Source organism: Pantoea alhagi (assembly GCF_002101395.1).
GTDB classification, from domain to species: Bacteria; Pseudomonadota; Gammaproteobacteria; order Enterobacterales; family Enterobacteriaceae; genus Mixta; species Mixta alhagi.
In genome coordinates this window covers 4,085,501-4,098,184 of record NZ_CP019706.1, presented here as the reverse complement: position 1 = coordinate 4,098,184, position 12,684 = coordinate 4,085,501, and the positions used below count along the sequence as shown (strand labels likewise).

Genomic DNA, 12,684 nt, shown 5'->3' with positions numbered 1-12,684 from the left:
TTGAGTTGAGTATAGAGGGGCGCGGATAAACCAGGGGTTAACGCAGGAGCAATCCCGGACGCCAGGCGTCCGGGAAAAGGCTTTACTTCAGATCGTCAACCATCTGCACAGCGCGGCCCAGGTAGTTTGCCGGGGTCATCTGCTTGAGACGGGTTTTCTCTTCTTCCGGCAGCGCCAGGCTGTCAATAAACGCCTGCATGCCAGCCGCGTCCACGCGTTTACCGCGCGTCAGCTCTTTCAGCTTTTCATACGGCTTTTCAATGCCGTAACGACGCATCACGGTCTGAATCGGCTCTGCCAGCACTTCCCAGTTCTGGTCCAGCTCCGCCAGCAGGCGATCGCGGTTAACTTCCAGCTTAGAGATGCCTTTCAGCGTCGCCTGATAGGCGATAAGCGCATAACCCACACCCACGCCCAGATTACGCAGCACGGTGGAATCGGTCAGATCGCGCTGCCAGCGGGAAACCGGCAGCTTGGTCGCCAGATGCTGCATAACGGCATTCGCCAGGCCGAGGTTGCCTTCTGAGTTTTCAAAATCGATCGGGTTAACTTTATGCGGCATGGTCGAGGAGCCAATTTCACCCGCGATGGTTTTCTGTTTGAAGTGATTCAGCGCGATATAACCCCAGATATCGCGATCGAAATCGATCAGAATGGTGTTGAAGCGCGCAATACAGTCAAACAGTTCAGCAATATAGTCGTGCGGCTCGATCTGGGTGGTGTAGGGGTTCCAGCTGATGCCCAGCGAGGTGACGAAAGATTCGCTCAGCTGATGCCAGTCCACTTCCGGATAGGCTGCCAGATGGGCGTTATAGTTTCCTACCGCGCCGTTGATTTTGCCCAGAATCTCTACCTGCTCCAGCTGACGCAGCTGACGCGTCATACGGTAAGCGACGTTCGCCATCTCTTTGCCCAGCGTAGAGGGGGTTGCAGGCTGACCGTGAGTACGTGACAGCAGCGGAATATCGCGATACTGATGCGCCAGATCTTTTACCGCGTCAATCAGCTGCGTCCAGTAAGGCAGAATCACTTCACGGCGGGCGGTTTCCAGCATCAGTGCATGAGAGAGGTTATTGATATCCTCAGAAGTACAGGCAAAGTGGATAAATTCGGAAACGGCATGCAGCGCCGGTACATCGGCCACTTTTTCTTTCAGGAAATACTCAACCGCTTTAACGTCGTGGTTAGTGGTGCGTTCAATGGTTTTGATGCGCGCAGCATCATTTTCATTAAAATTAGCCACAATCGCGTCAAGGTAAGCGTTTGCGTCAGCGTCAAAAGCAGGAACTTCCTTGATCTCTGCAGTCGCGGCCAGTTTTTGTAACCAGCGAACTTCAACCGCAACGCGGAATTTCAGCAGGCCGAACTCGCTGAAAATGCCACGCAGTGGGCTGACTTTGTCGCCGTAACGACCATCGACAGGTGAGACGGCGGTCAGAGAGGATAATTCCATCAGAGCAACTCCTGGATCGTTAACTAAAGGTCTGGTGTATTCGGCCCGATCAGGCCGAAGGCATACCGGCTAAAATACGTTTCGCCTCACGGATAAGGCGGTTTCGGTAAAACATTAACTGCAGGCGGCCACCGCCAACCTGATGCCAGAGCACGGCGGAACGAATCCCTGCCAGCAGGGCGGCGCGAACTTTGTTCTGCACCTGAGTATTTTGTAGCACCGCAGGTGACCCTGTCACCTGAATGCGTGGCCCAAGCGGACTAATTACATCCACATAAATCCCGGCCATGGCGGCGATAATGGTTTCGGAGTCGATATCATAATGGCTCAGCTGGCGATCAAGCTGGGCAATGCGCTGGGCCAGCGTATCAAGGGCAGATTTATTGGCGCTGAGCTTACGCTCCAGCACCATCATACTTAGGGTATAACGCGTCAGTTCCGCCCCCAGTCCCTGACGGCTGGGGTTACTCAGCACCGCCAGCAGCGTTTCAAGCCCAAAACGCAGCTGGGCTTCATCGTTACCGTAAACCGCCAGAGTGGAAGAGGGATTAAGATCGAGCAGGCTGCTCAGAGAGGTTTTCAACGCCTGCGCATCGCACTGGCCCTGATGGGCCAGCTGCTGTGCCAGATGCGCGGACTGGCAGATCCCTGCCAGCGCCAGCGTGATGTCATAATAATTTTTAGCCACGGTTACTCCTGTATACACATCGTAAGCCGCACGCGATTTATGCCGGCACCAGCGGTAAACGCTGTTCAATAATACCGCCGCCAAGGCAAATTTCGCCCAGGTAAAATACGGCAGACTGGCCTGGCGTCACAGCGGCGACCGGCTGCTCAAAGCGCACCTCAATGCGATCATCGTCCAGCGGGGTGATAACGCAGGGAATATCTTCCTGACGGTAACGGGTTTTCACTACGCATTGCAACGGCTCACGCAACGCCTGGCGATCGACCCAGTGCAGCTGTTGCGCAATCAATCCAACCGACATCAGACGCGGATGGTCGGCGCCCTGAGCGACAATCAGGCGATTACCGGCGACGTCTTTGTCCACCACATACCAGGGATCGTCATTGCTCTCTTTCATACCGCCAATGCCCAGCCCTTTCCGCTGTCCAAGCGTATGGTACATCAGACCCTGATGTTCGCCCACCGTCTGGCCATCAACGGTAACGATAGCGCCTGGCTGAGCAGGCAGATAGCGCCCAAGGAAATCGCGGAATTTACGCTCGCCGATAAAACAGATGCCGGTTGAGTCTTTTTTCTTCGCGGTCACCAGCTCCAGCTGTTCGGCAATACGGCGCACTTCCGGCTTCGACAGTTCGCCGACCGGGAACAGGCTCTGTGCAATTTGCTGGTGGCTGAGCGTATAGAGAAAGTAGCTTTGATCTTTGTTGCCGTCGAGACCGCGCAGCAGCTGGCTTTGACCCTTGCTTTCCTGGCGGCGCACGTAATGACCGGTAGCAATATAGTCTGCGCCGAGATCTTCCGCCGCGAACTCAAGGAACGCTTTAAATTTGATCTCTTTATTGCACAGAATATCGGGGTTAGGCGTACGGCCAGCCTTGTATTCTTCCAGGAAATGCTCGAAGACGTTATCCCAGTATTCGGCTGCAAAGTTAACTTTATGCAGCTTCATGCCAAGTTTGTCGCAAACGGCCTGGGCATCGGCCAGATCATCCGCAGCGGTACAATACTCTTCGCCGTCGTCCTCTTCCCAGTTTTTCATAAATAACCCTTCCACCTGATAACCCTGCTGCTGCAGTAACCAGGCGGAAACGGAAGAATCGACGCCGCCGGACATTCCGACGATCACTTTTTTCTGGCTGTTGTCAGACATGACACACTCACGACAAGGAACAAAAACAGGCGGCGTATTCTAGCACGCGTGCGCCACCGACGCATCCCCGGCGCGGACGTTGCCTGACCGGAAAGCCATTATCGATAAAACTGCACCATCGACAGCGGATAACGTACGCCGCTCTGCCAGATGCGTACGCTTTCCGCTACCAGCGGCGAACGCAGATGGTCAGCGGTTAAAATCTGCTGCGGCGGCAGCCACCAGCAACGGTCGATATCACTGTCCTGCGGATTGGTTTCCAGACGTTCCGGTAGATCGAGGGCAAAAAGGAAACGGATAAAAGGCGTTTTATCCGGCGCGGTCCACTGCTGTACGCCGAGAAAACTGTTCATCTCCGCCTGAATGCCGGTTTCCTCATAAAGTTCACGGCTGGCAGCCTGCAGCAGGCTTTCTTCTGCTTCCAGATGACCGGCTGGCTGATTCCAGGTGGCTTTACCGTTAATGGTTTCTTCTACCACCAGCAGTTCGTCTTCTGCCTGCACAATGCAGGCCACGGTAACGTGCGGTTTGTACATAGGCTGCTCCGGTTAAAAACGATCGGTAATGTCACGCCATTCGCCAGGCGCGAGATCATCCAGCGTTAACGACGCCATACCATAACGAATCAGACGCAAAACAGGAAAGCCAACGTGTGCAGCCATGCGGCGAACCTGGCGATTACGTCCTTCATAAAGGGTTATTTTAAGCCAGCTGACGGGGATCGATTTACGTTCACGAATGGGCGGCTGACGCGGCCAGAGCCAGGCGGGTTCATCGACGCTTTCTACTCCGGCGGGCAGGGTAGGGCCATCTTTCAGAATAATGCCACTGCGCAGCGCCTGCAGCGCGCTTTCATCCGGCTCGCCTTCAACCTGAACGTAATAAATTTTTCCGGTACGCTTGCCCGGCTGGGTCAGCTTTGCCTGTAGCGCGCCATCGTTGGTCAGCACCATCAGGCCTTCGCTGTCGCGGTCCAGCCGGCCTGCCGCATAAACGCCACTAACCGGAATAAAATCTTTTAGGGTGGAACGTCCCGCCTCATCGGTAAACTGCGGCAGAACATCATAAGGTTTGTTAAAAACGATTACACGCCGCGGCCCCTTATACTGCGGCCTGGCAGGAGAAGGGCGGCTGAATCGTTTAACTCGGTGATTATTAACAACTGTTTTACGCATAAGCTTTGCACTTGACTTGAATGAGCGCATTATAACGCGAAATTGAGATGATTGGCGCGACGGCAATATTCAAGTAGTATTGACGCGCATCTTACAAATCATTAACAAAAAAGCGCTCGAAGGAGAGGTTAATGGAAAGCAAAGTAGTTGTTCCGGCGGAAGGTCAGAAAATCACTCTCGACGATCAGGGAAAACTGGTTGTTCCCGCTAATCCGATCATCCCTTATATCGAGGGTGATGGCATTGGCGTAGACGTTTCTCCCGTCATGATCAAAGTGGTTGATGCCGCTGTGAAAAAAGCCTACAACGGCGAGCGAAAAATTTCCTGGATGGAAATTTACACCGGTGAGAAATCAACTCAGGTGTATGGTCAGGATGTCTGGCTGCCGGAGGAAACCCTTGACCTGATTAAGGATTACCGCGTTGCCATCAAAGGTCCGTTAACCACGCCGGTTGGCGGCGGTATCCGCTCTCTGAACGTTGCGCTGCGTCAGCAGCTGGACCTGTACATCTGTCTGCGTCCGGTTCGTTACTATCAGGGTACTCCAAGCCCGGTTAAGCGTCCGCAGGATACAGATATGGTGATCTTCCGTGAAAACAGCGAAGACATCTATGCCGGTATCGAGTGGAAAGCGGGCACGCCGGAAGCGGATAAAGTCATCAAGTTCCTGCAGGATGAGATGGGTGTAACCAAAATCCGTTTCCCGCAGCAGTGCGGCATCGGCGTGAAGCCTTGCTCTGAAGAAGGCACCAAACGTCTGGTGCGTGCGGCGATTGAATATGCCATTACCAACGATCGCGATTCTGTGACGCTGGTACACAAAGGCAACATCATGAAATTCACCGAAGGTGCCTTTAAAGATTGGGGCTACCAGCTGGCGCGTGAAGAGTTCGGCGGTGAGCTGATCGATGGTGGCCCGTGGGTGAAAATCAAGAACCCGAACAGCGGCAAAGAGATCGTGATTAAAGACGTGATCGCTGACGCCTTCCTGCAGCAGATCCTGCTGCGTCCGGCTGAATATGATGTTATCGCCTGTATGAACCTGAACGGTGACTACATTTCTGACGCCCTGGCGGCGCAGGTTGGCGGTATCGGTATCGCTCCGGGCGCAAACATCGGTGACGAGTGCGCGCTGTTTGAAGCTACCCACGGCACCGCGCCGAAATATGCGGGCCAGGATAAAGTGAACCCGGGTTCCGTGATCCTTTCCGCTGAGATGATGTTGCGCCACATGCAGTGGTTCGAAGCCGCAGACCTGATTGTTAAAGGCATGGAAGGCGCGATTGCCGCGAAAACCGTGACCTATGACTTTGAGCGTCTGATGGAAGGCGCCAAGCTGCTGAAATGTTCAGAGTTTGGCGACGCGATTATCAACAACATGTAATCGCTGATTAACAACATATAGCCAACATAAAATGTTAAATTTATGTTGGCTTTTTTATTTGTGCTTCTTCCCTCAAAATCTTCCCAGGGCTGTTTAAAAAATAGCCAGATCATCTTTGGCGTTTATCATAGTGAAACTCAGACAGGTTTCGCTCGTCTGATAACGGATTTTGCTACATTCGCTTATCTTTGCGATGTCTGTGTACTTGAGGAATATCAGGGTGAGGGGCCTGGAGATGGATAACCGACCGGCTCCCCTGTCTGTATTTCTTATTTCCCGCTGACTCCTGAACTTCTGTCCCGCTTCACAAAAAATATTAGCACTGCCACGACAGGCGGTTGCGGGTGAACCTGCGGGTATCTCTGTCGGAACCGTTCAGTCGAATTGACCCGTTTTCATTGATAATTGGCTGTAAGCCTTCTCACGTGTCTCCGTCCATGCTCCGTATACTCCTTCCACCAACAGTACGCGGGATGAGCTGCTGAATAACGTAGCCGTTATTTCCGTCTGCCCCAGACCTGGCCCGATGCTGCGTCATCTGGTTTCCGTCAGGCGGGCATAGGCCTGGCTGATACTCCCCCGTCTGCTTAATTTCATTCCGGAGCTTCACCAACATGAGAAATATGCGTCAGCAGGTCCTGATACTTGCGGGTTCACAGGCTATCTTTCAGTCGATATCGGTACTGATAATGACAATAGGCGGACTGGCGGGGGCCCTGCTGACGCCTGATGCTTCACTGGTGACGGTCCCCATTTCAATGGCAAGCCTGGGAACCGTACTGGTGATGTTTCCCGCCTCTTTATGGATGGATCGGGCAGGCAGAAAAACAGGATTCATCACCGGTACCCTGAGCGGGATTGTGGCCGCCGTCATTTCCATGGCGGCAATGATCCAGCATTCATTCATACTACTGTGTCTGGGGATGTTTTTCCTGGGAATATACCAGGCCTTTGCGCAGTTTTTCCGTTTTGCTGCGGGTGAAGTTGCGCTGCCGGCCTTCCGCACCCAGGCCATTTCGCTGGTCCTGGCTGGCGGTGTTGTTGCTGCCCTGGCAGGCCCGTTCCTGGCCAGCTATGGAAGTACACTTTTCAACGTGGCCTATATGGGATCATTTCTCTTTATGGCCATACTGGCTTCGCTGGGTTTACTTCTGCTGTCGCGTTTACACATGCCAGCGCAACCCGGTGACCTGTCAGCGCAGGCCGGGGCTCGTCCGTGGTTCAGGGTGCTTTCCCAGCCGGCTTATCTTGTTGCGCTTTTTTCCGGTGCTTCAGGGTTTGGCATTATGGTACTGGGACTGACCGCCGCCCCCATTGCCATGAAACACTATGGATTTGACCTCTCCCAGATCGCTGTGGTCATCCAGCTCCACATCCTGGGTCGTTTCGTTCCCTCCTTTTTTACCGGGAGACTCATCGACCGGTTCGGTGTCACTACCATGATGCTTGCAGGGATCCTGCTCCTGCTCGCGTATATCGCTCTGGTGCTTTCCGGCGTCACCTGGGGATTTTTTGCCGGTGCGCTGGTTCTGATGGGGATAGGATGGAATTTTCTTTATGTCGGCGGGACCAGCCTGCTGGCAACGACTTACTCTGCAGCTGAAAAAGGCATTGCTCAGGCGGCAAATGACATGAGTGTCTTTATTTTTAGCCTGATTTGCTCGCTGGGCGCTGTCCCGGCGGCACCTGACGTGTCATTCCCCGTTAATGAAATCACTGCGGGAGTGCCTGTATCCGGTTGGCGCTGCTGACAGGTATATATTGACCCGATTTCATCGATTAATGGCCTGTGGGCATGTCACGTCGCCCCGGGATCACCGCTTATAGTAAACCCACTCGCAGCCCCGTTATCCGTTCACAGTGAGCGGGTTGTGGCTTAAATCTGATGAATTACCGGAGTAAGAAATGAAGTCAGATCCGTTCTCAGGGATTTGTTAATATCCTTGTGCTGAAAGATGAAAACCATTTTGTGGATGGCCTGACGATTTACAAAACTGACGGTTCGGGATACCTCTGTTACGAAAAACAATCTGACGACCGGCCACTGCTGGCACATAGCCGGTCAGAATCAACGTGTCAGCGACCGGAATTCTGGTCGCTGTAACTTACGAAAAGGTAAATACGATGTCTGCTCTGACAGTTGCCGTCATTGCTACTGACGGATTCAGCCCGTTCCACTTTTCAGTACCCTGCATCATTTTCGGCCCCGCAATGCCGGAACCGGATCTGTTCCGTGTCGAAATCTGTGCCCAGCGACCGGGCGTAGTGCAGTCTGATATAGGACTGTCCATCAATGTGGAGCACGGCCTGGACCAGCTTGATGTTGCTGATATTATCATCGTGCCTTACTGGAATAATCCTGATGGAAAACCCGCTCAGGCACTGCTGGATAAGCTGGTAAGCGCGTGGCAGCGTGGCGCACAGGTAGTGGGCCTTTGCCTGGGCACCTACGTGCTGGCTTACACGGGTCTGCTCGACGGACACCGTGCCGCTACACACTGGGAGTATGAACAGGATTTCACAACACGCTTTCCTGACGTTCACCTGGACAGTAATTCGCTGTATACCAGCGATGAACGGCTGATTACCTCTGCCGGCACTGCAGCGGGTATCGACTGCTGTCTCAATATTATCCGGGACCATTACGGTTCGGCCGTTGCCAACCGGGTGGCCCGAAGGATGGTGGTTCCGCCTTACCGGGAAGGCGGCCAGGCTCAGTTTATAGAGCGTCCGGTTCCGGGAACCTCGCGGGACAGCAAAATGAATGAATTAATGGATTATCTGCGCCGCAATCTGGACAAACCTCACGACCTGGATTCTCTGGCCGGATTTGTCAGCATGAGCCGGCGAACGCTGACGCGTCACTTTCTGAAGGCCACCGGTACCACGCTGGGAGACTGGATTAACGCAGAACGGCTTCAGCGAAGTCAGGAGCTGCTGGAGACGACCGGTCACAGTATTGAAAAAGTCGCCGAGATGGCCGGATTTCAGTCACCGGTTTCGTTCCGCCAGAGTTTTAAGTCAAAATTCAGCGTGAGTCCCAGTGAATGGCGCCGGGCATTCCGGGGGCCGGATTTGGTTGACCGGCAGAATGACCCGGCGTGACAGCGAATACGGATATTTTATCCGCACAGATACGGCACAGCAGGTTTAGGGCTCAACCCCTTCCGGTCGCAGCATCACCCTCGTGGTTTCTTCAGCCAATCAACGATGTTAATTTTAACTGTATATGATCTGCGGCAAGATAACGGGTTTTTAAGCCAGCTCCGGCTGCTGCCTTAACAATTTTCCGGTTCCGGTGTGTTTTGTTGTTTGACCTGCTTCCCGTTGATTAATCCACCGTGATGTGAGCAATGTCTGTTTCTGGCACAAGCGGCCAAATATAGGTGCATGGTCTGTTATGAGCGAAGAGCGGACCTTGAGCCTTAAAAAGATGAAAGGTCTTTTTTAGTTTTAAAACGAAGGATGAAAGCCTTTTAGCGATCTGAGAGACTCCAATAGTGAAGCGATATGAAGAATGATCTTTTCCCATACCATTTGCCAACTACCTGAACGTTAATCGGCAGTCCTTTGCGACTTTATCCAAAGGGAGCGCTATGTCAGGTAAACCAGTTACGTTCAGCGGAACCGTGGCACTCTGAAGATAAGGCGCATCGATTTCCTGTTCGTCAATGACGAACCGTCCCACACCATATTTGTTCGCAGGGATTGGAAGTGCACGCGTGATAAGTTCATCATACAGTGAAAAGTATTCTGTATAACCGTCACGCAACTTTTCAGCTGACTGCTCAGATATTTGAACAACGCATCTGGACAAACGCAATGTTATTTTTCGGGATAGGTTAATTTCAGACAGTGTTTTTATCAGCTTTGCAGGCCGCTCGGGTGAGTGGATATGTGGGTTAATACATAACAGGGAAAGCATCATGAAACTGGCAGTGATATCCGATATTCATGGGAATCTTCCGGCGCTGGATGCTGTGCTGGCGGACATTCAGTCTCAGGGCGTTGATCAGATCGTAAACCTTGGCGATATCGTTTCGGGAGGACTATTCCCTGCGGAAACCGCTGACAGGCTGATGCCTCTTCACATTCCAACTATAAGAGGTAATCACGAACGACAACTCCTTGAACAGGATGTTTCAGATATGAGCCTGTCCGACAGGCATGCGTTTGATTGCCTTCATGCTGCACACTGGCAATGGCTTAAAAGCCTGCCGACGGAGTTAACTTTCAATGAAGACATACTGATGGTGCACGGCGCCCCGGGTGACGACCTTGTTTATCTTCTCGAAGAAGTCACTGCTTCAGGTGTGCGGCCGTCGTCAGAAGCGCGCGTTTTATCCCTTATTGCAAACAAGGATGTGTCGTTGATCCTTTGCGGCCACACGCACATCCCCCGAAAATTACAGCTGGCTGACGGTCAACTGATCGTCAACCCCGGCAGCGTGGGGTTGCAGGCCTATGATGATAACACCCCCTGTGCGCATGTAATGGAAAGTGGTTCCCCTCATGCGCGCTATGCAATTGTGGAACGACATAACGGGTTATGGAAAGCAGAGTTTAAAGCGGTTGAGTATGACTGGGAGTTAGCAGCTTCAGTTGCGATCAGCAACAACCGTCCCGACTGGTTAAATGCGCTCAGAACAGGGCGGATGTAAATTTTATATTGCTTTCTTTCCCGCCATTTAATAGGCCATAATGGATTTTCTAACGTCCGCTCCTGGCACAGAGCGGACTGATACGCAGGCCAGTATCCGCTTTGAGCGAAAAGCGGGCATTAACCTCATACGGATATAATCATTTAGGCGGAAACGCTCTAAAGATTAATGGTTCAAATTACAGAAGTGCTTAGATTTCAAGTGCAGCAATAATTACGGATTCCATTTTCTTCGGGGTGGAGATCGGTGCAAAACGCTTGAGTGGTTTGCCATCGCGTCCGATCAGGAACTTAGTAAAGTTCCATTTGATTCGTCCTCCCAGTACGCCAGGCAATTCGTCTTTCAGGTAACGAAACACCGGGTGCGCTAAAGAGCCGTTAACCTTCACTTTCCCGAACATCGGGAAGCTCACGCCATAATTGATGAGGCAGGTCTGCGCGATTTCGTCAGCACCGCCGGGTTCCTGTTTACCGAACTGGTTGCAGGGGAAACCAAGCACTACCAGACCCTGGGCGGCGTACTTCTTGTAAAGCGATTCAAGGCCTGCGTATTGTGGCGTAAATCCACAATGGCTGGCGGTATTGACCACGAGAACCAGCTTGCCAGCGTAGTCGGCCATAGGGATGAGCTGGCCACTCAGACTAGTGGCAGTAAGCTGATGAAAAGTGGTCATGTCAAAATCCTCAGAATTACTCATATCGCAGATTCGTTCGTTGTGTAAGACAGGACAACTGCCTGTTGACAGAATTGCACATTTTTCACATCCGATCCTGGCACAAAGTGGACAGCTAAGACAAAGGCAGATAACCAACGTGCTGATGATAAGTAAACATCTAAAAAGGGTGGTGTTGAACGCACTTATATTAATAATGGCTCTGTTTGTCTTAAACTATTTTACCGTTAATGATTTCAGGTCGTTCAAAAATGTATGTAGAGTCATTCTCACGGGTACGCTGGGGGGTTAATTAACTATCAATTTTTCAGGATTTAAAACTACATATGGTGAGAGTTATTTCTTATTAAAAAAGCTCGCTTTGGTGAGCCTTTTTCGTATTTGCGCTCTGACGCTTAATTATACATTGACTAAGGTTTAATCAGGCCGGGCCACCAATTACAGGTAACGTTACAGCATCAACTGTAACCCACTGAAAATGAGTATCGTCTGCATTTATTGGATTAATTTCGTCCGCCGATGACTCAATCGCTTTCAGCACATTTGCTGGCAATTGCTGTTTTGACATAACAATGGCCGATGTGCTTATGATTTCCGGCAGGAGCTTCCTGCCTAAAGTTTCTGGTAAGGGACTTATGAGCCAGGAACAAGATAAAAAGTGTCAGAGAACGAAGCTTTTTCTCCCAAAGCACCGCGAGCAGGGGAAATGCAATCCTTCTGATACCAGACGACCTCATCAACCTTCACCTGTGCCGAGCATTTCTCACACTGGATACTGGCAACGGCTTCATCACTGAAAGATTTTGCCGATGAAGTGAAGCGATCGCATCCGCACTCTGTGCATACCAATTGTATTACTGACATCGTCTCTGACCCTGTTTACGAGGAAGCTAATTAAGAATATTCCTAATTCAGCCGGTTGGCGATAGATTGACCAGTTAATTTTTCGTAAAAGTGCAATCTGACTGTAAAAAACTTCGGACGTAAGCGCGGGTGTGGATGACAAACAGCGTTGAGGACGTAGCACAAGGCACCTGGCCTGCCTGAGCGCGCCAGTCTTCCTTTTAAGATAAAACCTATCGATTTGATAGGTGAAATTTTAGGGCCAATATTTATTTTTTGACTACGTTTTTATTACAAAAATAAATATGGAAAAAAGAGATGGCAAAGTTTTACTACCTTGAGAAACTGTCACAGCAAACTATCAAATATCAGATCCACTCTGAAGGATGCGCATTACTGCCAGCGTGGGGTAAGCGGGACTTTTTGGGCACGTTTTACCACGAACGGGATGCCATAAAAGTGTCCCGGTTGCGACATCTTGCAACCGCTCCCTGTTCGCAATGCTTCGAAAATCCGAGAAAATATCAAATAAAACTCTAACCGCCTTCGGGCGGTTTTTTGTGTCTGTTTTTATGTGCGCTGAGCACCAGCAAGCCCCATGCCGCTGGTACCATCGGTGATAAGTATGTGTTTTCCCTGAAACCTGCCCACAGAAC

At 51.5% G+C, this 12,684-nt stretch carries 10 protein-coding genes and 2 pseudogenes; 5 read left to right on the top strand and 7 right to left on the bottom strand.

Annotation, left to right across the window (positions count from 1 at the left end; translation table 11 throughout):
• Positions 1 to 82: 82 nt before the first annotated feature.
• The 5 genes from purB to rluE form a co-directional block, all read right to left on the bottom strand.
• The gene (gene purB / locus B1H58_RS19465; protein WP_085072072.1) at positions 83 to 1,453 is read right to left on the bottom strand and encodes an adenylosuccinate lyase; all 1,371 of its coding nucleotides are present in this window, start codon (positions 1,451 to 1,453) and stop codon (positions 83 to 85) included.
• Positions 1,454 to 1,502: 49 nt separating this feature from the next.
• The gene (gene hflD / locus B1H58_RS19460) at positions 1,503 to 2,141 is read right to left on the bottom strand and encodes a high frequency lysogenization protein HflD (protein ID WP_085072071.1); all 639 of its coding nucleotides are present in this window, start codon (positions 2,139 to 2,141) and stop codon (positions 1,503 to 1,505) included.
• Between the two features lie 37 nt (positions 2,142 to 2,178).
• Positions 2,179 to 3,291, bottom strand: a complete 1,113-nt coding sequence (gene mnmA, locus B1H58_RS19455; protein ID WP_085072070.1) for a tRNA 2-thiouridine(34) synthase MnmA — start codon at positions 3,289 to 3,291, stop codon at positions 2,179 to 2,181.
• Positions 3,292 to 3,389: 98 nt separating this feature from the next.
• On the bottom strand, positions 3,390 to 3,827 hold the full coding sequence (locus tag B1H58_RS19450) for an NUDIX domain-containing protein (protein WP_085072069.1): 438 nt from the start codon (positions 3,825 to 3,827) through the stop codon (positions 3,390 to 3,392).
• A 12-nt stretch (positions 3,828 to 3,839) separates the two neighbouring features.
• Positions 3,840 to 4,496, bottom strand: a complete 657-nt coding sequence (gene rluE / locus B1H58_RS19445; protein ID WP_085072068.1) for a 23S rRNA pseudouridine(2457) synthase RluE — start codon at positions 4,494 to 4,496, stop codon at positions 3,840 to 3,842.
• Between the two features lie 101 nt (positions 4,497 to 4,597).
• Between rluE and icd the strand changes: the two genes are divergently transcribed.
• The 5 genes and pseudogenes from icd to B1H58_RS19410 all read left to right on the top strand — a co-directional run bounded on the left by icd (position 4,598) and on the right by B1H58_RS19410 (position 10,512).
• Positions 4,598 to 5,851, top strand: coding sequence for an NADP-dependent isocitrate dehydrogenase (icd, locus tag B1H58_RS19440; protein WP_085072067.1), 1,254 nt, complete (start codon positions 4,598 to 4,600; stop codon positions 5,849 to 5,851).
• Between the two features lie 114 nt (positions 5,852 to 5,965).
• Positions 5,966 to 6,085 (top strand): annotated as a pseudogene (locus B1H58_RS21120) (GNAT family N-acetyltransferase); the annotation flags it as partial.
• A gap of 389 nt (positions 6,086 to 6,474) precedes the next feature.
• Positions 6,475 to 7,602, top strand: a complete 1,128-nt coding sequence (locus tag B1H58_RS19425) for an MFS transporter (protein ID WP_085072377.1) — start codon at positions 6,475 to 6,477, stop codon at positions 7,600 to 7,602.
• A gap of 373 nt (positions 7,603 to 7,975) precedes the next feature.
• A complete protein-coding gene (locus B1H58_RS19420) occupies positions 7,976 to 8,956 on the top strand; it encodes a GlxA family transcriptional regulator (RefSeq protein WP_085072064.1) in 981 nt (326 codons plus the stop codon).
• A gap of 821 nt (positions 8,957 to 9,777) precedes the next feature.
• Positions 9,778 to 10,512: a metallophosphoesterase family protein gene (locus B1H58_RS19410; protein ID WP_085072062.1), complete on the top strand. Its 735-nt coding sequence runs from the start codon at positions 9,778 to 9,780 to the stop codon at positions 10,510 to 10,512.
• A gap of 190 nt (positions 10,513 to 10,702) precedes the next feature.
• On the opposite strand, the gene B1H58_RS19405 is transcribed toward B1H58_RS19410, so the two are convergent.
• Both B1H58_RS19405 and B1H58_RS21350 read right to left on the bottom strand, forming a co-directional pair.
• Complete coding sequence (locus B1H58_RS19405; RefSeq protein ID WP_085072061.1) at positions 10,703 to 11,185, bottom strand: glutathione peroxidase; 483 nt, start codon at positions 11,183 to 11,185, stop codon at positions 10,703 to 10,705.
• Between the two features lie 1,419 nt (positions 11,186 to 12,604).
• Positions 12,605 to 12,679: pseudogene (locus B1H58_RS21350) on the bottom strand (oxidoreductase); the annotation flags it as partial.
• Positions 12,680 to 12,684 lie beyond the last annotated feature (5 nt).